This is a genomic window from uncultured Algoriphagus sp., assembly GCF_963974835.1.
Classification (GTDB): domain Bacteria; phylum Bacteroidota; class Bacteroidia; order Cytophagales; family Cyclobacteriaceae; genus Algoriphagus.
Genome location: NZ_CAXBET010000008.1, coordinates 115,792 through 139,513, shown reverse-complemented (window position 1 = coordinate 139,513; position 23,722 = coordinate 115,792). Strand labels below are relative to the sequence as shown.

Annotated in this window: 17 protein-coding genes; 2 read left to right on the top strand and 15 right to left on the bottom strand. The window is 40.5% G+C overall.

Going from position 1 to position 23,722, the window contains the following annotated elements:
* Positions 1-280 precede the first annotated feature (280 nt).
* Both AACZ73_RS15665 and AACZ73_RS15660 read left to right on the top strand, forming a co-directional pair.
* Positions 281-3,523 (top strand): PDZ domain-containing protein, encoded by a 3,243-nt coding sequence (locus AACZ73_RS15665; RefSeq protein ID WP_339879271.1) that lies wholly within the window; start codon positions 281-283, stop codon positions 3,521-3,523.
* Positions 3,524-3,992: 469 nt separating this feature from the next.
* Positions 3,993-9,335, top strand: a complete 5,343-nt coding sequence (locus AACZ73_RS15660) for a CHAT domain-containing protein (protein ID WP_339879270.1) — start codon at positions 3,993-3,995, stop codon at positions 9,333-9,335.
* Positions 9,336-9,339: 4 nt separating this feature from the next.
* Here AACZ73_RS15660 and AACZ73_RS15655 read toward each other — a convergent pair whose 3' ends face one another.
* The 15 genes from AACZ73_RS15655 to AACZ73_RS15585 form a co-directional block, all read right to left on the bottom strand.
* On the bottom strand, positions 9,340-10,914 hold the full coding sequence (locus AACZ73_RS15655; protein WP_339879268.1) for a glycoside hydrolase family 99-like domain-containing protein: 1,575 nt from the start codon (positions 10,912-10,914) through the stop codon (positions 9,340-9,342).
* A gap of 82 nt (positions 10,915-10,996) precedes the next feature.
* A complete protein-coding gene (locus tag AACZ73_RS15650) occupies positions 10,997-11,536 on the bottom strand; it encodes a GNAT family N-acetyltransferase (RefSeq protein WP_339879267.1) in 540 nt (179 codons plus the stop codon).
* Positions 11,537-11,759: 223 nt separating this feature from the next.
* The gene (locus tag AACZ73_RS15645; protein ID WP_339879266.1) at positions 11,760-12,728 is read right to left on the bottom strand and encodes a transketolase C-terminal domain-containing protein; all 969 of its coding nucleotides are present in this window, start codon (positions 12,726-12,728) and stop codon (positions 11,760-11,762) included.
* Between the two features lie 36 nt (positions 12,729-12,764).
* Positions 12,765-13,616 carry a transketolase gene (locus AACZ73_RS15640; RefSeq protein WP_339879265.1) on the bottom strand — a complete coding sequence of 284 codons (852 nt, stop codon included), beginning with the start codon at positions 13,614-13,616 and terminating at the stop codon, positions 12,765-12,767.
* Between the two features lie 11 nt (positions 13,617-13,627).
* Positions 13,628-14,077, bottom strand: a complete 450-nt coding sequence (bcp, locus tag AACZ73_RS15635) for a thioredoxin-dependent thiol peroxidase (RefSeq protein WP_339879263.1) — start codon at positions 14,075-14,077, stop codon at positions 13,628-13,630.
* Positions 14,078-14,101: 24 nt separating this feature from the next.
* Complete coding sequence (locus AACZ73_RS15630; RefSeq protein WP_339879262.1) at positions 14,102-15,976, bottom strand: M23 family metallopeptidase; 1,875 nt, start codon at positions 15,974-15,976, stop codon at positions 14,102-14,104.
* Positions 15,963-16,574 (bottom strand): fumarylacetoacetate hydrolase family protein, encoded by a 612-nt coding sequence (locus AACZ73_RS15625; protein ID WP_339879261.1) that lies wholly within the window; start codon positions 16,572-16,574, stop codon positions 15,963-15,965. Before AACZ73_RS15625 ends, AACZ73_RS15630 begins: the two co-directional genes overlap by 14 nt.
* Before the next feature lie 160 nt (positions 16,575-16,734).
* Positions 16,735-17,385 (bottom strand): DUF4377 domain-containing protein, encoded by a 651-nt coding sequence (locus AACZ73_RS15620; RefSeq protein WP_339879260.1) that lies wholly within the window; start codon positions 17,383-17,385, stop codon positions 16,735-16,737.
* A 234-nt stretch (positions 17,386-17,619) separates the two neighbouring features.
* A complete protein-coding gene (locus AACZ73_RS15615; protein WP_339879259.1) occupies positions 17,620-18,348 on the bottom strand; it encodes an SGNH/GDSL hydrolase family protein in 729 nt (242 codons plus the stop codon).
* Positions 18,349-18,414: 66 nt separating this feature from the next.
* Positions 18,415-19,455: an LD-carboxypeptidase gene (locus AACZ73_RS15610; protein ID WP_339879257.1), complete on the bottom strand. Its 1,041-nt coding sequence runs from the start codon at positions 19,453-19,455 to the stop codon at positions 18,415-18,417.
* Positions 19,456-19,744: 289 nt separating this feature from the next.
* Positions 19,745-20,332 (bottom strand): hypothetical protein, encoded by a 588-nt coding sequence (locus tag AACZ73_RS15605; protein ID WP_339879255.1) that lies wholly within the window; start codon positions 20,330-20,332, stop codon positions 19,745-19,747.
* Entirely contained in the window at positions 20,322-20,825 is a 504-nt protein-coding gene (locus AACZ73_RS15600; protein ID WP_339879253.1) for a sigma-70 family RNA polymerase sigma factor, read from the bottom strand. Before AACZ73_RS15600 ends, AACZ73_RS15605 begins: the two co-directional genes overlap by 11 nt.
* Positions 20,822-21,679: an alpha/beta hydrolase gene (locus tag AACZ73_RS15595; RefSeq protein ID WP_339879251.1), complete on the bottom strand. Its 858-nt coding sequence runs from the start codon at positions 21,677-21,679 to the stop codon at positions 20,822-20,824. Before AACZ73_RS15595 ends, AACZ73_RS15600 begins: the two co-directional genes overlap by 4 nt.
* A gap of 332 nt (positions 21,680-22,011) precedes the next feature.
* Positions 22,012-23,304, bottom strand: coding sequence for a D-alanyl-D-alanine carboxypeptidase (locus AACZ73_RS15590; RefSeq protein WP_339879250.1), 1,293 nt, complete (start codon positions 23,302-23,304; stop codon positions 22,012-22,014).
* 2 nt (positions 23,305-23,306) lie between these two features.
* On the bottom strand, positions 23,307-23,684 hold the full coding sequence (locus tag AACZ73_RS15585; RefSeq protein WP_339879248.1) for a DUF423 domain-containing protein: 378 nt from the start codon (positions 23,682-23,684) through the stop codon (positions 23,307-23,309).
* Between the last annotated feature and the right edge of the window lie 38 nt (positions 23,685-23,722).

Sequence of the window (23,722 nt, the reverse complement as noted above, 5' to 3'; positions counted from 1 at the left end):
TTTTATCTGTTTGTAATCATTGATTGAATACGGACATAATTAGTGTTCACTATTGAGACATATAGTTTTTAGATTCTATATTTTACCTTACTTTAAATCAATCACTTAAAAGGATTCTGTATCGGTGGTACTGTTTTTTCTATATTTAAAACTAGACCTCATTAATTTTCTGGCCGATAAATAATTTTCGTAAAGACTGGAAGTCAAGTGAATTTAGGCCGGAAACATATTTGCTCAATGCATTTAAACTTTTGAATAATTAATCCAAGTAATAATGAATATGAGAAAACTTATTTTTGGTTTGTCATTATTGACAGTTCCTGTATTTAGCCAAGCACAGACAGATGCCAGACTCATGCAGCTTCCTGATGTGTCTGAATCCCAAATCACGTTCACTTATGGAGATGATATCTGGGTGGTGCCAAAGCAAGGAGGAGTCGCTCAGAGACTCACTTCACCTGTGGGGCCGGAAATGTATCCTAGATTTTCGCCGGATGGTACGCAGATCGCTTTTTCGGCAAATTATAATGGTAACTATGACGTCTATATAATGCCCACCTCAGGTGGAGTTCCTACACGCCTTACCTATCATGGTATGCCGGATTATGTGCAGGGCTGGACACCTGATGGCAAAGCTGTTCTTTTTACCTCAGGTCGCGAAAGCGGAAAAGAGCGTTTTTCACAATTTTATACCGTACCAGTTACCGGAGGACTGCCTACCAAACTTCCGGTTCCCTACGGGGAGTTTGCTTCCTATTCACCTGACGGCAAACGATTTGCCTATACCGATAGAAGCCGGGTAAATAGAAACTGGAAAAGATATAGAGGGGGTACGGCGCCGGATATCCTGCTTTTTGACTTGGAAGGTTATAAAACTGAAAATATTACGACCAATGCCGCAAACGATGAACTCCCGATGTGGATTGGTGATGCTGTATATTATATGTCAGACAATGGACCTGAGGGAAGAAACAATCTTTGGAAATATGATCTGAAAACCAAGCAGAACACGCAACTCACCGAGTTTAAGGATTTTGATATCACTTTTCCTTCCAACAGCGAAAAGGAAATAGTTTTTGAAGCAGGGGGGAGCTTGTACCTATATGACATTTCATCTGGGCAATCTAAAAGAGTAGAAGTACAGATTATCTCAGATCAGAAGGCAAAGCTTCCTAAAATCGTGAGCGTAGAGTCAGACATGATGTCAGCTAGCATTTCTCCTGATGGTAATCGGGTAATTGCTAATGCTCGTGGAGAGATTTTTAATTTGCCTGCCAAGAAAGGTTTTGTAACCAATCTTACCAACACATCCGGGTTAGCCGAGCGCTATCCAGAGATTGCTCCCGATGGAAAAAAGATCGCTTACTGGTCTGATGCCACAGGAGAATATCAGCTAACCACAAAGACTTTAGGGGTAGATAATCAGATTAAAACGCTTACCAAATTCCAGAATGGATTTGGCTATAACATCTTCTGGTCACCGGATAGTAAAAAGATTGTGACTGTAAATCAGGCAATGGAAGTGATGCTTATCGATGTTACTTCAGGTGCAGTCTCCGTTGTTGATCAAGGCAAGTATATGTTTGAGGGTGATCTCCAGAGTTTTACTGTAAGTTGGTCATCGGATAGCAGATACTTTTCTTATAGTCTGTCTAAGAATAACCGAGCCACTTCAGCACTGTATCTTTATGACATAAAGCAGAATAAGGCAGTTCAGATCACTTCAGGATTCTACTCGGATCAAAGTCCGACCTTCAGCGAAGATGGAAACTACCTCTTCTTCACCACAAACCGTAATTTCGATCCCCAATATTCAGATATAGACAATACGTTTATCTATTCCAATACTACCGGAATTGCAGTAGGTACGCTGAATCAGTCAATTTCTCCCCTGTTTTCTTTGCAAAATGATGAGATCAAAGTAGAAGAGGAAAAAACAGATAAGGAAGGGGAGAAGAAAGAGGAGAAAAAAGATGAGACGTTAAAAGAAGTTGATTTTGAAACGTTGTCCTTTGAAAACAGAATAGAAATGCTGGATATCCCTACCGGAAATATTGGCAGTTTGGCATCTCTAGAAGGGAAACTGCTCTACGTACGATATCCAAATACAGGCGCAGGCGATGACTCTAAAAGTAGCCTTCAGGTATATGATTTTGAAGAGAAAGAATCGAAGACGGTGATAGATGGAATAGGAGGATTTTCCCTTTCCGCTGATCGTAGTAAAGTGATGGTTTTCTCCCAGGGGAAACTTGCTGTGATCGATCCTGCACCTGGACAAAAGATAGAGGACACAGTTCCACTTGGAGATATGCAGATGACGGTGGTCCCTGCGGAAGAATGGAAGCAGATCTTCAATGATGTCTGGAGATTCGAACGGGATTACTTTTATGACCCGAATATGCATGGAGTGGATTGGGATTTGATGCGCAAACGCTATGGTGACTTAGTGGAGCAGGCAGGATCAAGACGTGATGTTAATATCATCATCGGAGATTTGATCGCTGAGCTGAACGCTTCGCATACTTATAACAACGGGGGAGATTTGGATTCTGGACCTTCCTTATCCGTAGGATATTTGGGAGCTAATTTCAAACTTGAAAATGGCGCTTATAGAATCGAAAAAATAATTCAGGGTGCTCCTTGGGATGTAGAAGTTAGATCTCCACTGCTTAAATCTGGTGTGGAAATTAAAGAAGGTGACTATATTTTAGCAATTAACGGTCAGCCAATTGATCCAAATATATCAATCTATGCAGCACTTCAGGGTTTGGCGGGCAAGACAGTACAGCTCACAGTGAATAGCTCCGCTTCTATGTCTGGCGCAAAGACCTATTTGGTAGAACCATTGGGATCTGAAGCCAGGCTAAGAAACCTTGCATGGATCAACGATTTCCGAAAAAGAGTGGAGGAAGCTACTGAAGGTAGAATAGGTTACATTTTCGTGCCAAGTACCGGAGTCGATGGGCAGAATGAGCTTTTCCGTCAGTTCTACGGACAGATGGAAAAAGAAGGGATGATCATCGATGAGCGATTTAACAATGGTGGTCAGATTCCGGATCGCTTCGTGGAATTGCTTGACCGCGAGCCTCTGGCATTTTGGGCAGTGAGAGACGGACAGGATTGGGCTTGGCCTCCGTCTGGTAACTTCGGGCCAAAGGTGATGCTGATTAATGGCTTTGCCGGTTCCGGGGGCGATGCATTCCCGGACTACTTCCGTAAGCGTGAGATTGGTCCATTGATCGGAACGCGTACATGGGGAGGATTGATAGGTATATCAGGAGCACCTAGCCTAATAGATGGTGGGTCAGTGACAGTACCAACTTTTAGGATGTATGATCCGGATGGCACTTGGTTTAAAGAGGGTCATGGTGTAGACCCGGACATTGAAGTAGTTGAAGATTTCGAAAGCCTCGCTAAGGGAACCGATGCTCAATTGGAAGCGGCGATAAAAGAAGTGATGAGGTTACTCAATAGTAGCGATCGCTTTAAAGTACCTGCGAGACCTGCTTACGAGAAAAGATAAAATTATCTTCCAATACTAATAAAAACTCCCCTTGGATTAAATTTTAAGGGGAGTTTGTTTTTAAGTAATTATGTAGAGCATTTGATCTGGTGATTTTGAATCTTGCTTCTTCCGCCTTTTTATTTACAGGAATTTTTTGATAACACTAAGAAAGATGTCCTTGTCGTTTTAGTGTGTTACTGCTAGATGTGAATAGCAATTCAGTTAGTCGTTCTCTGGCTAATTTCTCTTAAGTCCCAGATTATTTGGGGTTAATGATTTTTTTTCAGTCAATAAATTTTAATTTGTAGAGAGTTTTCACATTGAATCGACTTGATTTTTAGTCTTTGATTTGAAAACGTTTTTGGAAATTTTGAGGTGTTTTTTTTCACATCTCATGTCAATTTTATCCAGTTGACGCATTAATTTTTAAATGGTGTCACTGTGATTTTTAATGAAAAGTTTACCCATAACCTAATAATTTTTAACCATGGCCATTTTAAAACTTAAACTTAAAGGACAGGATCATTCTTCATTTCATAAAAATGACGACAGTGGATTTGAACTCTACAGATTTGATCAGGCATATACAATAGAAAGCCCCACAAGAGGAGATGTACCTGAGCAGGTCCTCGAACTGGATGAAAACCACATTATCGAGTTTGATTTTGAAGATGAAACCGTCTGGATGGGTGATAATGAGACCATCAAAACACTTTTTCCGCTAGAAGTAAAGCGCTCTGCGGGTGGAGATGAACTCTATCTGCCGCATGAGTTGGAATCAGATGTGCAGGATCGAGGAGTATTTAATAAGATAGGAATTAAGCTGTTAAAAGTCTTTGTGAAAGAGAAGGTTATCCAACCTAAAATTCGGGATTTAGCCAGAAATCTTGAAGATAAGCAGTTAGCTTTTACCGGCGAGAATTTCAAGAACGTCCAGCATGGTTTATTGACTGCCTGCTCCCCTGAAATAGAGCTTCGGCCTCTAAAGTTCAATAGCGACAAAGAAGCTGTATTAGATGTGAATAGTAGACATTTACTTTTGCTTCATGGCACAGGATCATCTACTGCCAGTTCATTTGGTGAGTTAAGGGACTCTGAAGAATGGAAGAAGTTGATCAAAAAGTATGGGGAACAGCATCTCATTGCTTTTCAGCATAGGACTTTGACTTCAAGTCCACTGGAAAATATTCTTGAACTGGTCCAGAGCCTTCCATCGGGAATACAACTGGACCTTTTGAGCCATTCGAGAGGCGGATTGTTAGCGGATTTATTGGCCAGATTTTCAACGAATGCAGAAGGATTTGATGAAGTGGAGAAAGCCCTTTTGGATAAGCATGAACGGGATTCCGACTTAGATACAATCAAACAGATCAGAGACGTTCTTCAAGCAAAAAAAATCGCAGTGAGAACTATGGTGCGTGTGGCTAGCCCAGCCAATGGCACTACGCTGGCCTCAAACCGACTCAATATTTTTTTAAACGTTACCTTCAATTTGCTGGGTCTATCAGTGGGACATGTGGGTAATCCGATTTTTGTAGCGTTCAAGGAGTTTATTATGGAGGCTGTAGCCTGCAAAGACGATATAGATGTCTTGCCTGGCTTGGAAGCTATGAATCCCAATTCGCCTTTTATCAAAGCGATAAACTATCAGGCTTCTAATATTGAAATCAATTTTCCACTTTTTGTGGTGGGAGGAAGCAGTGAATTAAGCATGAGTTTTAAGACGCTGGTGGTCATACTCGGTAAGTTTTTCTTTATGAAGAAAAATGACTTGGTAGTAGATACTGAAAGTATGAAATGGGGAGCTAGACGTTCCTCTGGCAATGTAGCGGTGTACATTCAGAAGAGTGGTGTTATTAATCACTTTAAATACTTCTCTAATCCAGATACTGTCAAGGCATTGGTGTCGGGATTGGCAGCCGAGGTGGGCGATGTTCCGGATAGTTTTGAACTGAAACTGGGTGATAAAGACAGGGGCGCTATAGAAATTGGGGTTTATAAAAAAGACAAGGTTTCTGGAAATCGCCCGATCGCTATCATCATTCCTGGAATCATGGGATCAAATATCGGGGAAAAGGACGAACTGCTATGGATAAACTATTGGCGTTTCCTGAAAGGAGAATTAAAAAATTTAGCGTATGATTCTACTATTAAGAGTAATCTCTCTGCCCATTCTTTAATTAAAACCTCTTATGGCAAACTTGGCGATAAACTATCCGAGACATATGATATAGTCACCTTTCAGTTTGACTGGAGAATTTCCTTAAAGCAAAGTGCTGAAGATTTCAGTAATAAAATTGAAGAACTTTTAAGCTTTAACCAGCCGATTAAAATCGTTGCCCATAGCATGGGAGGTGTTTTGGTACGGGATTTTATAGTTTATCACGGAGATACATGGAAGAAACTAAATAACTCCGTAGGATTTAGGGCAGTGTTTTTAGGTTCTCCTCTTGGGGGATCTTACCGAATTCCTTACGTGCTATTTGGCAAGGATAGCCTGATACGGCTACTTGGCAAAATAGACATCCGACATTCTACCAAAGAGCTTCTGGAGGTCTTCTGTAATTTCCCAGGTATTCTAAATCTCCTACCTATCAGTAATAATAGCAGACATGATTTCTCTGACCGAAAACTGTGGGAGCGAATGCGTGCTGCATCTGGAGATGAATCTTGGCCGATCCCTTCTTCCAAAGTGCTGGATGAATTTGGGAAGCATCAGCAGCAAGTTTTGGAAAAGGCAGATTCAATAGACTATTCTAATATTACTTACATAGCCGGACAGAGTGGAAAGAAAAGTTTTACCATTTCCAATCTTGATATTGAAGATGGGGAGTTGGTTTTTTACGCTACGAATGCAGGGGATGAAAGTGTGACTTGGATGTCTGGGATTCCAAAGGCATTTCATGACAAGAATCAAGTATACTATGCAAATGTGTCTCACGGTGGCCTTTCCAAGGAGCAGAATCTATTTGCAGGCATAGAAGATTTGCTGATATATGGTAAAACTAAGAGGTTGCAAAATAGCCTTCCAAAGACACGTGGGGAAGAAAAGGATTTTGCACCTACAGAAACTGAAGTGTTTGATATCAGCGAAGAGAATGTATTGAACACCATTTTGGGAGTGGAAGAGGTGGAGGAAAAATGGCAGGAAGTAAAGCCAATTCTTGTCACCGTAAGCCATGGAGATTTAAAATATGCAAAATATCCGGTGCTTGCCGGCCACTTCGAGTTTGATGCTATTCTCACTACAGAACTTGCTATAGACAGGCAACTGGATGGAGAGCTATCCAGATTACATGGCTTAGGTTTATATCCAGGTCCTATAGGAACCAACCAAATAGTTTTAAATGAAAACTTTACTAAATCTTCTTTCAAAGGTGGCTTGATCATAGGTCTGGGAGTTCCCGGGGAATTGTCAGGATTCGCTTTGATGAGTTCCGTCGAAAAAGGGGTAGCAAGATATCTCACTATTAAAAAAGGGAATACAAATGTAGCAGTAGATGGGTCTTATGCTCCAACTACCGGGATTTCAGTAATTGCTATTGCAAATGCTTATGGAGGACTTTCTACAGAGAGTTCTATTCGTGCGATTATACTGGGAGTTCAGCTGGCAAATAAAAACATTCAGTCAGTATATAAAGGTAAAATCAAAGGAATAGAAGAGATAGAGATTATTGAAATATTCAATGATAAAGCCTTGTCTATTTTGAAATCCATTCAGCGGTTGGAAGTGGACGACAGCAAGGAATTTAATCTGACTTTCAAGGATAAGGGGCTTCATTACAAACTAGGTAGACGTTGGAGAATTCCTTATGATAATACACAGGACTGGTGGACTAGAATAAGTGTATGTCATGAGTTAAAAGTCAAGGATACCGAAGAAGTGGAGGAAGCAATCCGTATGTCTATCGCTTCCAATGGAGCCAGCGAGAAGGTTGAGTTTATGCCTGCAAATGATAAGACTTTAGAAGTCTTGCTCCAGCGAATGACATTGGAAAATCAATACTCCCCGCAGATAGCCAAAACTATGTTTGAGCTTTTGATTCCATATGAGTTCAAAGAAGAAGTAAAACGCCTAAATAATGTTTCCTGGATATTGGATCTGCCTTCTGCGGAATATCCTTGGGAGATGATACAGGAAGATGTGGACGCTGTTCCACTTTGTGTACACACCGGAATGATTCGCCAGTTAAGTACCATGCAATTCCGTAAAAAAATAGCTAGAGTTACCGAACGTTCAGCTTTAGTGGTGGGAGATCCTATGCTTGATAAGTTCTTTCCTCAACTTCCAGGTGCAAAGCGTGAAGCTGAAACGGTGTCTATGATTCTTAGAAAAAACAACTATCAGATCGAGAGTTTAATTAGTAGCACGGCCTCAGATATTATCCTTAAACTTTTTTCCAGGAATTATAAAATCATTCATCTCGCTGGTCATGGCGTTTTTAAGTACGGCCCTAATCGGTCAATCGGAATGGTTATTGGCAATGACACCTTTTTAACTCCTGCACAGATTGCTGGCATGAGTTCGTCTGCGGAAATGGTCTTTGTCAATTGTTGCTATTTGGGACTAATGGATAGGGAATCGGAAGAAAGAAGTCAGTATAGGAATAAATTTGCGGCAAATATTGGTACCCAATTAATTAACAATGGGGCAAGGGCAGTAATTGTGGCTGGATGGGCAGTGGACGATGCAGCAGCCCTTGAGTTTTCTAAGCAGTTCTATGAAAATATGTTTGAAGGATTAGGATTTGGAGAAGCTGTGAAGCGAGCCAGAAAAGCAATCTATCAAGAATTTGGACGCAGAACCAATACTTGGGGAGCCTTCCAATGTTACGGTGATCCATTTTACAGGATATCTGAAGAGGGGACATGGGGAGGTAATGATGATGAACTGTTGGTTTGTGAGGAGGTAGAATTAGAATTGCAGAATACCCTAGAATCAATGGATGCCAATGAATATAACCCTAATGGCGTGCTTGCAAGACTTGATTCTATTTTTGAAAAAATGAGTAACAGAGATATGCTTACGGACAAAATCCATGAGCTTTCAGCTAATATATATGCTGGCTTACAGGAATATGAGAAATCATGTAATTGCTACGAGCAGGTCTTTAAATCCAGGAAATCAGAATTTACCATCAAAAGCTTTGAAAGGTATTGCAACACCCTTACTAAACTTACTGTTCAGCAGTATGGCTTGAGGAAAATCAATACCAAAGAGGCTGAGAAAATCCTTGATAAAGTCATCGGAGATCTAGTTGGTTTGGGTAAGCATTTTGGAGAAAGCACTGAGCGCTGGAGTTTGATTGGAAGTGCTTACAAACGGAAAATGCACATTCTACGGGATGCTCCGGTAAAGCAATTGATGGACACCATGATGGAATCCATCAATGCGTATAAGCAGGCAAGTAAGTTTTCCGGTTTTAAGGATGCATATCCACTTACCAACTGGTTAATATTAACTAGGCTTAATCTACTGCTTCAGGAGAAAACTGGCTTAAAAGATATTGATTTGGAAGGTAGGAGAGCCTTACAGAAAATCTTTGAGGAGTTAAAAGGCAATGACTTAAAGTCAGATGATTTCTGGAAGATGGCTCATTTCGTCAATATCATGTTAACACAATTCCTGATGGGAATTTCAGATGCTAAAAAAGAAGATATCGTCAATGAATACCTAAAGCTATGGCAATTAGCTGGCAACAAAGGACAAAAGATAGCTGAACTGGAGCATTTTGAGATTATTAGCTCAGTGCTGGATAAAGTCAAGTTGGAAGATAAAATGAAAACTGATTTTAAGGAAATCATCAAAAAGCTACAGGAAGCGCTATGAAAATTTAATTTCCGAAAACGGATTTAATTGCCTCCAGGTAATCAAACCCGTGCCCTTCAGTTGGCTCTATATAATTTCCTTCCAGATACTCGTTCCAGCAGCAGATCATTACCGTATTTCCGTTGCTGGAACGATATTTTTTTGATACTTGCTGAGCATCTTTCAGCATAGCTGTGAAAGAGCGTTTATCACTGTGGACTTTGTCTTTTTGTGGTTCGCTTGGGAATCCTGATGGCTGTGGCCAAGTTCCTCCGGCAGGTCTCATATCCCAACCCATAGCTGTAGGAACCTGATATTCAAAATCCGGGTCATTTTTAAATTTCTCACTCCACATATTCCAATGCCCCTTGTAAGTTTCACGCATATCGGCAAACGACTTATTGTCTTTATTCATGAAGTTGTGATATACATATGCAGTCATTCCTTCAAATCCCATGCTTTTCAGGCGTGGGACATATTCCTGAAGCAATTGGCGATTTTGATATTCTCCACCTTGCCAGGGCTTATCGGGATTTGTGGCTTTCCACTTCGTGGGAAGTCCGTAGATACGCTCATTCTCCAGCATTGGTCCGGAAGCCACAGCTATAAATTTGATTCCTGGAAGACCTGATTTCTTTGCAGTTTTCTGTGAAAGATCTAGTAAATCTTTGAGTTTAAGACCATAATAAGCTGCCCTAGATTCAGCATCCTGCGGAAAGTAGAAATAGACAATTGGCTTACCCTCTTTGCTTTTTAAATAATCTCCTCGGCTAAAGTATTCATCAATCCAAAGTTGGGTGATTTTCTCATGAACTTTCAGGTATAGATTCTTATCAGGTTTTTCGCCTTCGTAGTTTGCTTTGCGGGCCATTTCCTCCGGTGCTCCTACTTTAAGCCAAAGCTTCCATCGCTCATCACTGTCATCACACCAGTTGATTGCCCATTTCATTTGCTTTTCATTTGGCAGGCTGGCATTTACTTCCAGTAATACTTTCAGTTGGTCTCCCCATTCCACCAAGCCGGGAACTTCCACTCTTCCATCTCTATTGTTGTTACTCTTCCATCCTTTTGGATAGTAGATCTTGGACTGTGGTCCAAAATTCAAATGATAAAAATAATGTCTTCCAAAAAACCAATTGTAAGCAAAAAAATCAATGCCATAGCTCTTCATGTATTCCAATTGCTTTTTTACCACTTCAGGATCATCCCGTTTGTAAAAACCTTTCAGTTCTTTGATCGGCTTTTTATCAAGATACGGTCCTTCGTAAGGATATTTAGCATTATAGATCCTTCCTTTTGGCCCCCAGATCCCTGTGTTTTGAAGACTTGAACAATCTCCTCTTCCGGTAAGACAGGACCAAAAACTATCCCTGTCCACTGATGGGTCCGGCGAGGTATTCCAGGAAGGCATGAAATATACTCCGACCAATTCTTCCTTTTCCATCTTTACTATTGGTGAGGAAAAGGAGGCTAGACTTGCAAAGTTTTGGTCCTTACTAGATTTGAGAGAAGACTTTTCCTGACCTTCCTTGCAGAAATACAGAACTATCGAAGAAACTACAACAATTACAAAAAGTGAATATAGTGCTGATTTTAGCATGTCGCTTTTTTCTAAAAATAGTTGATCGAAGCTTTATTTAAAAATAATGCCCTAATCAGGTGATCTGAAACATACGGCTAAATCAACTTAAGGTCTTTCTTAATATCTGGATTCCACGATATTTTGGAAGTAACTTTTTGTATTCTAAGTGGTAAGTGAAAATCCACTCAAACCCCATCTTTCTATAAAAACGCTGAGCCTGCAATTGTGTATCCATCACTTCCAGCCACATGTATTTAAGTCCGCGTTCTCTTGAGATCGATTCCACCATTTTCATGAGTTGGGCAGCAATGCCTTTTCCCTGATATTCTTTGCTGATATAAATTCTGTGCAGATGTAATGAATTTGGAAAATTAATCAAAGCAGGAGATTCAGGATAGCTATATTTTAAAATGCCAATTTTCCACCCTTCATAAATCACAAAATAATAATGGCTGTTTGGATTGTCCAAGTCATTTTGAAAAGTAGTAGGATTATACATTTGTTCTAGGTACCATTCACCCGTGTCAGACCAAATGTGCTTGTAGGATGGGATATAGATTTCCCGCATCAGTTCTATCAACTCAGGTTGATCTTCATAAGTTAATTTTTGAATACTTATGTCTTTAGTAAGCTTTATCATTTGAAATAGGCGAGGGTAGTGGGAGGAATAAACATCACTTTTGGGTGTGTAAAGCTAGTTAATTCTTATTCAAAGAAATGCAATTCAATTGTCTGACCAAAATAAATGTCCGATCCTTTCTTCTTCTATTTTTAACAAATAATAGCAAAAACCACAGCATCCTTAAAAGCTGTGGTTTCTTGTATGGCAAACTGCTTTTTCAGAAGCAGCTTTAATAATAATCTTACTTTCTCGCTAATACTTTCTTAGCAGCTGCTACAATATTTGCAGCATCAAGTCCGTATTTATCCAATAATTCCGTAGGAGTGCCAGACTCACCAAAGCTATCATTTACGCCTACATATTCTACCGGAGCAGGATTGTGTCTTGCCAATGTTTGAGCCACACTATCTCCAAGACCACCATTGTATTGGTGTTCTTCTGCAGTTACAGCACATCCAGTTTTAGCTACTGAATCTAGAATTGCTTCCTCGTCAAGAGGCTTGATTGTATGGATGTTGATCACTTCAGCAGAAATACCTTCAGATCTTAACATTGCTTCAGCAACCACCGCTTCCCAAACCAAGTGGCCAGTAGCAAAAATGGTTACATCAGTTCCTTCGATCATCTTCCAAGCTTTTCCTATCTCAAATTTCTGAGCAGGATCGGTGAAAATAGGCCAGGAAGGACGGCCGAATCTGAGGTAAACAGGACCTTCATAATCAGCAATTGCAATGGTAGCAGCTTTCGTCTGATTGTAATCGCAAGGATTAATTACAGTCATATGAGGAAGCATTTTCATCATGCCCATGTCCTCTAGAATCTGGTGCGTAGCTCCATCTTCTCCCAATGTCAATCCTGCGTGGGAAGCACAGATTTTCACATTTTTGCCAGAGTATGCGATAGATTGGCGAATTTGATCGTAAACACGTCCGGTAGAGAAGTTAGCGAAAGTGCCTGTAAACGGGATTTTGCCATTGATAGTCATACCAGCGGCGATGCCCATCATGTTAGCTTCTGCGATACCTGTCTGGAAGAATCTTTCCGGGAATTCCTTTTGGAATGCTCCCATTTTCAATGAACCTATCAAATCGGCACAAAGTCCTACCACATTTGGGTTTTTGCGGCCAGCTTCCAGGAAGCCATCACCGAAACCCGAACGTGTATCTTTTTTTTCTGTATAGTTGAATTTTAAATCCAATGTCTTTTCCATGATTTTTTTTGAGTAAATGGTCTAAAAATGCGTGGATTAAAAATCCCCAATGGTTTCCGGTAATTGATCCAAAGCACTTACAAGTTGCTCGTCACTTGGTGCAACACCATGCCATTTATGCGTGCCAACCATAAAATCGACTCCATAACCCATTTCGGTATGAAGCAAATTCATCACTGGCTTACCCTGACGGGTTAGATTTTTAGCTTTCTCGAGGCCTTCAATCACCGACTTCATATCATTGCCTTGATGTGTATCTACCACTTCCCAGCCAAATGACTCATATTTTGCTCTTAAGTCAATCAAGTTCATGATCTCAGCTGTAGGCCCATCGATCTGCTGTCTGTTAAGATCTATGGTCGCAATTAGATTGTCCACTTTCCAGTGGGCAGCATACATTGCAGCTTCCCATACCTGACCTTCTTCCTGTTCTCCGTCACCCATCAATACATATACTGTGCTGTCATCTCCGTCAATTTTCTTAGCCTGAGCAGCTCCGATTGCTACAGACATCCCTTGTCCAAGAGATCCGGATGCAATTCTGATTCCCGGAAGCCCTTCTTCCGTGGCAGGGTGACCTTGCAGTCTGGAATTCAGTTTTCTGAAGGAATCCATTTCTTCTGGTTGGAAATATCCTGATCTGGATAATACGCTATACCAAACTGGTGAGATATGGCCGTTGGAGAGGAAAAACAGGTCTTCACCTTTTCCTTCCATTTTAAAACTAGGATCGTGATTCAGCTGGTTGAAATATAGTGCTACGAAGAACTCCGTACAACCAAGTGAAGCGCCAGGATGTCCTGACTGAACCGCATGCACCATGCGAAGAATGTCTCTACGTACCTGTGAAGCGGTACTTTCGAGTTGTTCGATTGTTTGTTTTTCCATTTCGGATAGGTCTATTTAAGGATTTGAGAGGTATGGTCTTTTGTATTTACTTTTTCTATTATTTCAGAGATTTTGCCTTCTTCATCGATGACAAAAGTTGTTCTGACGGTTCCCATATAGGTTTTACCAAATGTATTCTTTTCCTGCCAAGTGCCATAAGCTTCGTGTACTTTTAGATCAGTGTCAGCGATCAGAGAAAAAGGAAGTTCCTGCTTTTTCTTGAACTTTACATGTGATTTCTCAGGATCTGAACTGATGCCAAAAACCACATATCCGGCTTTTTGTAAGTCTTCGTAGTTATCCCTCAGATTACATGCTTGCGCAGTACATCCTGGAGTAGCATCTTTAGGATAAAAATAGAGGACCACTTTTTTCCCTCGATAGTCAGAAAGCTTGATCGTTTCTCCTGTTTCAATTTTCGCTTCGAAATCTGGGGCCATTTGGCCTTCTTGTAGTAGCATATTCTTTTGTTTAAAGCGCCTAATTTAATTAATCGTTCCTTTCCATTCAGCAGTATTTCCAGCTTTATCGGAAACTTTTAGCAAAACTTCTCCTTTGAAAGGCACATTTTCGAGTTTTTCTGACCAAATGACTGATTGCTTATACTCGTATCTCATCAGCACCCATTTGCCATTTACATAGGCTTCGTAGCTGTCAATGCCTGATAAATCATCGCGAATTATAAAGCGTAAGTCGGAAGAATTTGCTTTGATTACTTGGATCGTTGGCTTATTATTATCCTGCAAAATTGAAATTTCGCCTAAATATCTAGATCCAAAATTCAAAGTATCCCCATCCCAAGTTCCTCCTAGAAAGGATTTTCCACCCCCAGATGTATAATAGGCATGCGAGCGATCTTTGTTTCCTGTGTATTCTGGCACATTCCACAGAATATTTACTGCATTCCAAAGATATTCCCGGTTGTCGTTTACTATGAGTTTCGGTACGCTGGCAGATCCAGCCTTAGTAACTCTCAGAAATAGATCATCTAAAACTGTCTCATGATTGAAGTTCATCTGGACAAGATTGTCATAGTAAGAGGTTTCTTTGCCTGCGGCTATGAGAGCAGTAATGCCTGGATCCAGAATTTCTGAACAGATATCGATCTTCTCAGGAATTCCAAATTCCATATCCCATAGATAGGTACGACTGTTGCCATCCTGGTAAGCAGGTAGCATTTCAAAGGAATTTGCTCCGACCTGAAACTTGGCCAATCCACCTTTTGGAGAAATAGGGGCTTTGATCTTTAAAATATTATTTATGTAATCCAGTGTTGCTTTGGAAGGAGCTGAACCATCATTTACGTTTGTTTCCAGATCTTGACCTTGCAATGTAAAGCTGATCATCCGCTCATTTCCATGTGCGTCACGCAGCTTTAGCTTATAGTCTTTCTTTACTCCAGGCTCCAGTGCCAAATGACCAGCATCCTCAGAATTTGGAGTCATAAATTCGAACTTTAAATTCTTCTGATAATAAAGTCTGGTAAAACGGTTTTGATATGTATGCTGTAGAAATTGCCTTGTAAAGTTGAAATCAACTTTGTCAACTGTCAAATCAAAAACTTTGCCTTTGTCATCTGTCAGTTCAAAAGTCGGAAAGCCATTTTTGTTACTCGCACCATCCAATTGATCGTAGCTCCGGATTTCTAGACCGACTTTCCCTGTGATTTTGATGTCATTGGGAAGACGATAGTTTGATCCGCTAGCCACTGGTGTTACTTCCAGTCTGGCAAATTTGCCATTGACTCGGGAGTCAATATCCAGTGGGACAATGGCTATACTCTGAGGAACGGGAGCAGTTTTATCCAAGATTTCTGGAAAGCCAAATAGGAGAGGATCCATCGCTCTTTCCAAACTATCACGGATCTCAAAATGTAAATGTGGTCCACCTGATCCGCCTGTATTTCCGCTATCTGCTATTCTCTGGCCTTGCTTCACTGGAAGCTCACCTGGGGCTGGATATACTTCCAGATCAGTTGCTTTTGCTTCATACATTTTCTTCCGCATGTAATTGCTAAGCTCTGTATTGAAATTTCTCAAGTGCCCATAAAGCGTGATTTTGCCATTTGGATGCTTAAGGTAAATCACATTGCCATATCCGAAAGAAGAAACTTTGATTCTATAAACCCAGCCATCGGCTGCAGCCAAAATTGGAACACCTTCCTGGCCGCCCGTTTTAAAATCTAATCCTGTGTGAAAGTGATTTGGTCTTAACTCGGCAAAATTGCCAGCGAGATAATTTCTGGTCCCTGGACTGATTGGGTTTTTGAAATATCCTTTGTCTACTTCCTGGGCATCCAGAATAAGCGTATTCAACAATCCAAGAAATAAGAAAGCGTATCTTAAATTACTTAACCTCAAAATCCAACAGTTTTTCCGTACCAATAAATCCTTCCAACTTATCGCCAATCTGCACTGGGCCAACGCCTGCAGGAGTGCCAGTATAGATAAGGTCTCCTTTTTTCAGCATGAAAAACTGGGATACATATTCTATGATGGTGCCAAAGTCAAACAGCATGAGTGATGTGTTGCCTTTTTGACGGGTTTCACCGTTGATAGTTAAGTGAAAGTCTATATTTTTTTGATCCTCAAAATCATCTGCAGGCTTAAACCCTCCAATAGGTGCCGCGCCGTTAAATCCTTTTGCTATTTCCCATGGCAAGCCTTTCGCTTTGCATTGATCCTGTAGATCTCTTGCGGTGAAGTCAATCCCAATTCCAATCTCATCGTAGTAGCGATGTGCGAATTTCTTCTGAATGTATTTCCCCTGCTTCGAAATCTTCAAAACCAACTCAGCTTCATGATGGATGTTTTTGGAGAAATCCGGGTAGAAAAATGGCGCTCCATCTTTTAAAAGTGCTGTATCAGGTTTTAGGAAAACTACCGGATTACCCGGAGTTTCATTTTTTAATTCCTCTATATGTGCCGCGTAGTTTCGGCCAATGCAAATGATCTTCATTTTTTTAATTATAATAAATACCTGTTCTCGAGCGCTTTCTAATAATTGTTAATTCGGGTTAACGGTAAAATTAAGGCTACTTTCTTTACCTTTCTATTGTCACATTTCCTGCCATACTAATAATTTCTAAAGAAATCTTTTACGGAAGGTAAGTATGACTCTAATCTACAGCTTGGAAAGTCATTAAAGTTTCCCCTGCCTCATTCAAAAGGTAAAGTTGGTTGTTTTCAAGTGTATATCCACGCGTATCAGTGAGCGCTTTAGTAATTGCCTGTTCAGCAGACATATCCGGACAAGCCATTCTGGTAGAAGCTCCAGGGCCTAAAACTAATTTCTCCCCATTGTTTTCGGTGATTTCCCCACGCACAGAGTTGCAACCCATATTTCCTACATAAGTTCTTTTAGAAGCATCAAACTCAAATGTCAACGCTTCCTTATTTTTAAAACCGGTCGGGTTTTCAATACCTCCTACTTTTACGATTTTCCAGATATTTGTCAAACGTAATGAAGGGTCTGATTCCTTGCTCAGAATTTCTTCCAATTCATAATTTTTTGACGAAGCATCAGCAGGAACTGGTGCCTCTTTATCTGTTATTTTCACCTTTATCCGATAGATATGACCCGGTTCATAATCAAAGCCTTTGATAGAACTGTAAAATAATTGCCACTCTTCATCTCCAAGTTTTTCACCTTTCTGAATTTGGTAGCATGTCATAGGTCCTACACCGACACAATCCACCCGGACACTATTGATCCACCAAGTTTCAGTTTGCGTTTCCCCTTCTTTTTCGCAGCTCGTTGCTACTGCCATTATCGTACTGATTAAAAAAAATAGAATACTTTTCATATGTTATTACTTGTTTTTCAGCTGCCATATAGAAATCTCGCTCAGGCTAGTCAATCATATAATTCGGCTTGTGGACGGCTCGATTTAATGTGATAATAATTGTTTCTTAGTAAGCAATATTCTGTTTACAACCTTAAAATATTAAGAGGTAATGAATTGTTTTTCTTCATTTTTGAATTTACCGATCGTAGATATTCTTTAATAAACTGTCTTGACTTCATCAAATAGTTTTTGAGTCCATCTCTCATACATTTTAGCGCTCGGATGTAAACCGTCTTCAGCAAGCATCTCGGGCTGTGCTCCTACTGCACGATAGTCCTGAGTAATATCAATGTATTTTACATCGTGCTTCTCACATATTTTAGCCTTTATGCGGTTATAAGCATCGATTTCGTCGGCTATCTTGCCTTTATCTCTGCCGCTTTGGTTGGCGAAAGGAGTAACCCCCCAGTCAGGAATAGAAACAACGATCACATGATTGGAATTCACTCCGGCAAATCGGATAGCCCGTAAAAGAATGTTTTCAAATTCTTCCTCAAATTTTGAAATAGGATAGCCTCTGTATTGATTATTTACTCCAATCAAAAGTGTGACTAAATCATAGGTGTTTCCCTCAACATCTGCCCGGTTGATTCCTTTCTCCAATTCATCGACAGTCCAACCAGTTTGCGCAATTACCTTAGGCATTGCCCATTCCTTATTAGTTTCTTTATTTAGTCGGTCTACCAATTGAACAGGATATCTTCCTGCGTCGCTTACACCTTCACCTATGGTATAGCTATCTCCAAGAGCCAGATAACTGAGCTGATTGCTATCATTTGCAGGGTTTTCTGTCATCGGATTGTCTGAGTCGTCAGGTTGCATATTTTTGGTGCTGTTGCAGGAAAATATTCCAAGGATAGCCAATGTGAGAATTGTAAATTTCATGTGTTTCAAAATGATGGTTATGGACACATAGAATTTTGGATTAAACTTATTCTAAAATGAGTCCTTTTACTGAAATACGGACTCGAGTAGTGAAATGGTTCCCTGGTCTGCATCAATGGCAACTTTCCCGCCTACCGGAATAATAAATTGCTTTGAAATGTGCCCAATCATCGCGCCAGAATACGCTGGAATATTCAACGGTAAAATATAATCATCCAGCACCTGATCCAAGGTAAGGGATCCATATCCGCCACCGGGCTCACATTCAGAGCATTGCCCAAAAACAAAGCCTTTGATTTGATCCAGCGTGCCGTTAAGTTTCAATGTGCTCATCATCCGGTCCATTCTGTAAGGATCTTCCCCAACGTCTTCAATAAATAGAATAGCGTTTTTGAAATCAGGATAATAAGGAGAACCCGAGATCGCAGTTAAAACAGTCAGATTACCACCCAAAATTTTCCCTTCAGCTTTTCCACCTTTTAGCGTTTGAATACGATTTGTTTTGATTACCAAATCATCACTTTCGGGATGGATATTCTGATAGGTAATTTTCTCCTGATTAAAGAAGACTTTTTCAAATTGCTCCACATTAAAGCTATTCCAACTTCCGGAACCCATTGGCCCATGAAAAGTAATTAATCCCGTTTGGGCATGAATAGCACAGTGTAATGCCGTGATATCAGAATATCCCAATAGTGGCTTTGGATTTTTGGAGATGGACTTGTAATCGATCAAAGGAAGAATTCTGGCAGCACCGGATCCACCCCGGATGCTCACAATTGCTTTCACATCTTTGTCAGCAAACATTTCATTTAAGTCACCCGCTCGTTCAGCATCCGTTCCCGCCAGGTGCCCATAGCGGTTCATCAGGCTCTTACCCAGTTTCACTTCAAATCCCAGAGCTTCCAATGCCTCCTTCGCAAATGTGAATTGCATTCTGTCAGCCGTGGCAGCTGAAGGGGAAATCAAACCTACCGTATCTCCTTTTTTGATCGCCTTAGGCAAAAGAGTTTTTGGATCATAAGCAGGGTGGGCTGAATCCCAGGAAACAAGTGGGAGTGAAGCTGAAAGAAGTCCTAGTGATTTGAGGAAAGCGCGTTTTTGCATCAAAGAAGGGTGTTAATTCTAAGACGTGAAAATAAGGCTTTTTTATTTTCTTAACCTTTGAGGTTTTTAGAAGTGTGAATGTTTATTTGTTGGATGCATATGTAGGGGCGAAAAATCTTTCGATCTAAGCTATTTAGTGCTTTGATGTAATAGGCTACATCAAATAGTTGAGACTTTTTATTAAAGACTGATTCAATTGCAGTCTAAAGATTGCATTAAAAAAGGTCCAAATCTGAAGACTTGAACCCATTTTGAGCTACCTTTTTCCATTTTCCATGAGTTTCATTACTTAATCCACTTTCCTCTCCAGCATTCCCTCCATCTGATGTATTAGCGGCTTCAGTTCCTTATCGTATTTTTTCACCTTTTTCTTTATTTGCCAAAACATAAATCCGCCCACAATGAGAGTTAAGGCAAGATGTATTCCTATTCTTGAGATGGCGCTTAAAGGTTCAAGTAAAATGTAATAGCAAATGTTGAGTGCTAGCAAAAGCAAAAAGGTGTAACCATGCATATACTTCTTGGCAATCTCATATCTGAAGTGCAGCTTTTTGATCTGTGTCTTTAAATAGTCCTCATTGCTGAAACGCTCACTGGAGTCATTTTTACTCACCTTAGATCTTAGTGCCATAACCAATACCCAGATCATGGCAAATGCGATGATGTACAAACTGATTTCAATTCCACGGCTTTCCTTCCATGGCATAGACCAAAAAAGAAATCCTATTGTCAGCGGAGTGATGATTAGCATGGAGATCAACTCTCTTTTTTGCTTTGCTTCAGTCTTTTTAAGTCCGGATATCAAGCCGGTCAGGTCAAATTCCACAGGCTTCTGCGCCTGCCAAAGTTTTTGCATGTCTTCGAAATTATTTTCCATGGGGATTGAGCATTTGAGTAAGTGAGGATTTGATGCGGTTTACCTTTACCGCCACATAGTTTTCGGAGATTCCCGTCACCTCAGCGATTGTTTTGTAAGCAGTGTTTTCCAAAAGCAGCGTAGCAATTACCCTGTCAGTTTCTGCAAGTGAATTGATAGCTTCATAAAGTTTTTGAAGCTGTAGTTCCTTTTCCTGACTATGGTTTTCAGGTTCGGCGAGATCCATTCCTTTAGGAAGATCGGATTGTTCTGGCTTGTTTTTTTCTTTGGCTGAAAATGTAATGGCGGTGTTGTACGCAATCCTATAAATCCAGGTGCTGATGTCGCTTTGGTTTCGAAAGCTTTCCAGATGCCGCCAGATTTTTATCAGTATCTCCTGAAATAGGTCATGAGCCAGTTCTGGATCCTTTACAAAACCCAGACAAAGTCGAAAGATCTTGTCTTTATGGGATTTGTAAAGGCTTTCGAACGCTAGTTCCTTACTGTGCTTCATTTGACGAAGTTCTGAATTTGATCCATAAACCATTCAGGATTGTCCCACATTATAAAGTGATGAGCTGTAGGAGCCATTTCGATCTGTACATTTTCTGCAAATTGATATTGCTGTTCAAAATTGGTTTTGACAGATTCTGAGGTCAACCCATAGTCCTTTGCAGAATACCAAGCTCCCAAAACAAGTATAGGAGTCTTGAGGGTGCTAAGGTTTTTTCTATAATCCGTAGTCATCAATTCGTAGATCGCTTGCCCGATGGTATTTCGGTCACTTTTGGTTGACCATTCTGTCAACTCAGGAATTCTGGATGCTGTGGAAGTCATGATGGGCATATTTGCTGCCTGTTGCGCATTAAAATCTGCGTCACTTGCGGTTGCTATCATAGACTTTGTTTGCTTTGCCATGGGCTCAATGGATTCTACACTGGCCGATGGGTTCATAGCTGCAGAATAGAATGGGTAGGAGTCTACAATGACTGCTTTTGAAATTAAATCGGGATGCTCGTTGGCAAGCTGAAGGGATAAAAAACCTCCCAGGCTATGGCCTATTAGTATGACTGGCTCGTCGAGCTGCCCGATGTAAGCAGCAATCTCCTTTTTAATTGTTGGAAGAAATCCTGTGCTCACATCAGTGGCTGGCTGTCCCGCGAAACCAGGTAGGGTAAGCACATGGCAAGTGTTTGTTTTGCTAAGTTCGGCTACTGTTTCCTTCCAAACATTACCTGAGGAAGCTAGTCCAGGGATTAAAATAATAGCCGGGCCAGATCCGGAGACTTTGGCGTCAAAAGAGTTTTGGGAATAAGAGAGGGTGATAAATCCGAAAAAGAGAATGTAAAGAATCAGAGATTTTTTCATGTTGTAAGTTTTTTATTCTTTAGACCATGAAATGTCTGATTCCTTACAGATTTTTTAAAAAAAATATAATCATCCGCTATGATGCCAGTTGTTAAAGAATGAATCTAGAAAGTCCCGGATAATCATCAACAGATGACAGTCCACTTTCAATAGTAGGCTAGAGGAACTTCACACTCTTTTCTCATTAGCTATTGGTAAGAAAAAGGATATTTATAAAAAAGTTTTTTGTTTTTCAATTGACAAAAAAACAAAAAGAAAATAAGACCTAAAAACTGTCCAATTCCCTACAGCGCTTTTCCGTAAATCGTAAATCGTAAATCGTAAATCGTAAATCAAATCATATCTCTGATTATCACCATCACTTTTTCCATTTCCCTTCTCACCTCAGAAGCTTTCCATGGGTAGTTTGAGTTCATAAAAGCAAAGCTATAGTAGCGGCCACTTTTTCCCCTGATAAGTCCGACAAGGCTATGGTTATTGGACATCGTACCGGTCTTTGCAAAAATGTAGGGTTGCTCTGCTTTGTAGCTGTTTTCCAAAGTACCTGATTTACCACCTATAGGTAATAGTTCAAAAAGCTGATGATCAGGAACCATTCGGTATATCTTTTCAAACAGGGCTACCATCGTGCGGGGAGTAATTAAGTCATGTCTGCTCAGGCCGGATCCATCAACCCATTGAGGTTTGTCCGGCAGGTCATAAAGGTAGGTTTTGAGCATGTATTCTATCGCCCGTTCAGTATCCAATCGCTGGAAAAGTCTATCCGAAACCATCAGCATTAATTGCTCTGCAAGGAAATTGTCACTCTCCAACATCATTTCCTTCAAAATAGGAAAAAGTGGTGCCCCTCTCCATTCTTGATGAATTGCAGGTAAACTGTCCGCTTGGTAGCTCCAGTCCTTGTTGATCACATCAGCTGCCAGTTTGATAAAAAGGTCCGGTGAAGTGATGAAGGGGATAAATTCTTCCCGGGCTCTGAAGTTGTTGGGATTGTAATAGAATTTATTACTGTGGAAGTCCCGCTCCAGTTCCCGAATCGAGCGGTTTGTAGGAAATACATCAGGCTGAAAACTTGGAGGGAAAACAGTAGGAGCATTGCCCACTTTTTTCACCTGAACCAGATTACCATAAATAGGCAATGAAGTTCTCTCAGCTGAGTAATTGTAATAATAATCATCCCATTGCCAACCATATCCAAAAGCCGGAGACATCATATTGGCATCTGAAAAAATCACATGCTCATAGGGAGCCAAAAAAGCTTGAAAATCCGGTTGATAAAGGGTTTTATATTTCCAACTTGGATCCCCTGACCCCCATATTTTTATAGTATTTCCTTCTGTGACGTAGCGCAAAGTTTGTGTGCTGTCGTTTAGAACAATCAGTGAAGAAAAGAGTGTAAGCAGCTTGGTAGTGGAAGCTGGAATAAATCGTTGATGACTGTTTTTCTCATAAAGCACCGTCTGTGAGTCCAAATCATACAGCATAAAACCTGTCAAATGCCCACTGAAAAAACTTCCATCACCTAAGGCTGATTCCAGTTTTAAGTATTGATCCCGATTGAGTTGGGCAAAAACACGTGAATAAAAGCTTACTGTAAGCAGTAGTAAAATGAGCAGTTTACGCATACTTATTTTTTTGAAGCTGCTAAAAATACCAATACCCAGCCAGCTATAAAGGCCACTCCACCTAGCGGGGTAATCGCTCCTAGCCACGTGATACCAGTCAGGGATAGCATATACAGTGAACCTGAGAAAATGAGAATCCCAACTGCCATTAAGATTGCTGCAGTTCTTAGTTGTTTCCAATCGGGTTTTATTATGGCTAAAATGCCAATTAGGAAAATGGATAGGGAATGGTAAAAATGGTACTTAACCCCAGTTTCAAAAGTATCGACTCTACCAGTTTCAGCAAGTACTGCCTTTAATCCATGAGCTCCGAAGGCTCCAATTCCAACTGCAAGCGCACCAAGGATAGCTGCCAACTTTATAATTTGTTTTCCAGTCATGCTACTACTTCAAAATTCTATAGTTCTTATCGTCATTC

What these genes read in the sequence shown, in the direction of transcription:
- AACZ73_RS15665 (WP_339879271.1), top strand. Translation starts at nt 281, where the DNA reads ATGAGAAAACTTATTTTTGGTTTGTCATTATTGACAGTTCCTGTATTT.
- AACZ73_RS15660 (WP_339879270.1), top strand. Translation starts at nt 3,993, where the DNA reads ATGGCCATTTTAAAACTTAAACTTAAAGGACAGGATCATTCTTCATTT.
- AACZ73_RS15655 (WP_339879268.1), bottom strand. Translation starts at nt 10,914, where the DNA reads ATGCTAAAATCAGCACTATATTCACTTTTTGTAATTGTTGTAGTTTCT.
- AACZ73_RS15650 (WP_339879267.1), bottom strand. Translation starts at nt 11,536, where the DNA reads ATGATAAAGCTTACTAAAGACATAAGTATTCAAAAATTAACTTATGAA.
- AACZ73_RS15645 (WP_339879266.1), bottom strand. Translation starts at nt 12,728, where the DNA reads ATGGAAAAGACATTGGATTTAAAATTCAACTATACAGAAAAAAAAGAT.
- AACZ73_RS15640 (WP_339879265.1), bottom strand. Translation starts at nt 13,616, where the DNA reads ATGGAAAAACAAACAATCGAACAACTCGAAAGTACCGCTTCACAGGTA.
- bcp (WP_339879263.1), bottom strand. Translation starts at nt 14,077, where the DNA reads ATGCTACTACAAGAAGGCCAAATGGCCCCAGATTTCGAAGCGAAAATT.
- AACZ73_RS15625 (WP_339879261.1), bottom strand. Translation starts at nt 16,574, where the DNA reads ATGAAGATCATTTGCATTGGCCGAAACTACGCGGCACATATAGAGGAA.
- AACZ73_RS15620 (WP_339879260.1), bottom strand. Translation starts at nt 17,385, where the DNA reads ATGGCAGTAGCAACGAGCTGCGAAAAAGAAGGGGAAACGCAAACTGAA.
- AACZ73_RS15615 (WP_339879259.1), bottom strand. Translation starts at nt 18,348, where the DNA reads ATGAAATTTACAATTCTCACATTGGCTATCCTTGGAATATTTTCCTGC.
- AACZ73_RS15610 (WP_339879257.1), bottom strand. Translation starts at nt 19,455, where the DNA reads ATGCAAAAACGCGCTTTCCTCAAATCACTAGGACTTCTTTCAGCTTCA.
- AACZ73_RS15605 (WP_339879255.1), bottom strand. Translation starts at nt 20,332, where the DNA reads ATGGAAAATAATTTCGAAGACATGCAAAAACTTTGGCAGGCGCAGAAG.
- AACZ73_RS15600 (WP_339879253.1), bottom strand. Translation starts at nt 20,825, where the DNA reads ATGAAGCACAGTAAGGAACTAGCGTTCGAAAGCCTTTACAAATCCCAT.
- AACZ73_RS15595 (WP_339879251.1), bottom strand. Translation starts at nt 21,679, where the DNA reads ATGAAAAAATCTCTGATTCTTTACATTCTCTTTTTCGGATTTATCACC.
- AACZ73_RS15590 (WP_339879250.1), bottom strand. Translation starts at nt 23,304, where the DNA reads ATGCGTAAACTGCTCATTTTACTACTGCTTACAGTAAGCTTTTATTCA.
- AACZ73_RS15585 (WP_339879248.1), bottom strand. Translation starts at nt 23,684, where the DNA reads ATGACTGGAAAACAAATTATAAAGTTGGCAGCTATCCTTGGTGCGCTT.